This is a genomic window from Bartonella pachyuromydis, assembly GCF_039543065.1.
GTDB lineage: Bacteria > Pseudomonadota > Alphaproteobacteria > Rhizobiales > Rhizobiaceae > Bartonella > Bartonella pachyuromydis.
In genome coordinates this window covers 1-1,838 of sequence record NZ_BAABJA010000040.1, presented here as the reverse complement: position 1 = coordinate 1,838, position 1,838 = coordinate 1, and the positions used below count along the sequence as shown (strand labels likewise).

The following is a 1,838-nucleotide window of genomic DNA, read 5'->3' as shown; positions in this document are numbered from 1 at the left end:
TTTTTTTCTTTAAATAACGATTTTTAGACCACCTTTTAGTCCACCTATTACAGTTTATACAATTTTATCTAATTTGTTGTTATTTGATCCGCATTTTTCTCTGGAGTAAAGGCTAAGATCTCTTTCTTTCTCCACCTCACTGCTCTCCCTAGCTTGTATGGCTTTGGAAATACACCTTGAAGCACCCAGTTGCGAATCGTTGTTGTTGATACACTAAAAAGCTGCGCACATTCACGGGTTGTTACATATCTATCGCCATCATCAAATATCATCTTATGACCTTTCTTTTTTTTATGTTACATAAATGGGCAGGGGTGCTGGGAGGAGAAAGCACCCCCATAACATCAAGCAGCTTTTGTTAAGATCTGCTTCAGATCTCGCTCTATTTCCTCCAAAAATATCTCGACCGCTTGATTGATCTGTTTAATTTGTTCCTCATCACGATTGATACGTTTGATTTTCATACGCAAGTGAGATGATCTACCTACAAAATGCGGATTATAGCTCATGAAATGACACCATTTACGTCCCGTACAAGCCATTTGGAATTGCATTTGTGCGATACATTCAGGTTTGATCTTGTCATCTATAAAGAAGCGTAGATGGTGAACTGATTGTGGGCATTTGACCTCCACTAAACCATCCTCACCAACAAAGCCATCAGGGCTAGCACCAGCCATTCCTATTGTTGGATGTTGTATGAAACCACACCTGCTAACCTCTGTATCATAAATGAATGCATATTCTCTCAAGGCATCTTCTTCATGTTCAATGCCCCATTGCATAGCGGGCGTTATATAAGATTGGCTTATTTCCTCTGTTAAGCGCTCTGTCATAAGCTTTATTTTGTACTCCTCATATTTGCTTGTAGGCGTTCCTTTGGCTGTTTTACTGAGTACGTTATAAACGTTTGAAGCGGTGACTTTACCTAAACGGGCTTGAAACCACTCTGCTGTTCTTTGTTCCATTTCACACCGCTGTCTGTTTTTCTTGTTGAGTTGGTGCATATTCAATATCTTGGATATGAATATATTCTGCTTCTTGTATAGAAGCGTCTATTTGCTTTTTTTTATCTTTCAAAAGATACAAAACGATTTGGGCTTGTCCCTCAGACATATCGGTAAGATTTTTGACTTTAACATAATCAAGTACCTTTGCTTCTTCTGATTGGGTTTGCACTATGAGTCTTCTGATTTCATTGATTTGCTGCGGAAATGCCTTTTTAATAGGCGGGTTTCCATCTGTATCGTCTTCTTTGCTTGCGACATTAAGAAGCATGCCTAACAGATATCTGCGTGCATAGGTAATAGTAGAGCCAACCGCTTGTATGTTGTTTTTGCTCCCTGTAGCGTCAAAGGGAAATGTTCCTTGTGTTGATATTTCATGTCCCGATATATGCTTTAAAGTCATTTCCATGGTTATGCCGTTTGAACTCTGTTCTTTGATACGAGAGAACAAAGCAAAATGATGTTTTGAAAGGGTGTCCTTTACAGCATCAATGTACTGATCAAGCTTCGCATATTGGCTATTTGTATGGGTGTTTGTAGCATTTTTTTGTATTTCTTTATATTCCATTTGCATAGCGAAAAGATCACGGACAAAATTTGGGCGCTCTTGACGTTTTATCTCCTTTTCTCGCAATTCAAGAAGGCTCTTGAGACGATCCAGATCAACATCACTTTGTAAAGCTCTTTCTAAAATAAGCTCCATAGCTGTAGAGTTGGTTTCACAAGCGTTTGTTTTTTCCACTAATTCCGTTTGTGTAGTACTTATTTCATTCATCTTGATTTCCTCCATTTAAAGCGCAATTCACCCGTGGCGTGAATCACGCATGTGTT

3 protein-coding genes are annotated in these 1,838 nt (G+C 38.8%); all 3 read right to left on the bottom strand.

All coding sequences use genetic code 11. The features are described 5' to 3' along the window. Nucleotides 1–68 precede the first annotated feature (68 nt). Nucleotides 69–272 (bottom strand): helix-turn-helix transcriptional regulator, encoded by a 204-nt coding sequence (locus ABD917_RS08600; RefSeq protein WP_345119652.1) that lies wholly within the window; start codon nt 270–272, stop codon nt 69–71. Between the two features lie 72 nt (nt 273–344). Further along, a complete protein-coding gene (locus ABD917_RS08595; RefSeq protein WP_345119651.1) occupies nt 345–968 on the bottom strand; it encodes a lambda exonuclease family protein in 624 nt (207 codons plus the stop codon). A 1-nt stretch (nt 969) separates the two neighbouring features. Continuing rightward, nucleotides 970–1,782 carry an ERF family protein gene (locus ABD917_RS08590; protein ID WP_345119650.1) on the bottom strand — a complete coding sequence of 271 codons (813 nt, stop codon included), beginning with the start codon at nt 1,780–1,782 and terminating at the stop codon, nt 970–972. Nucleotides 1,783–1,838 lie beyond the last annotated feature (56 nt).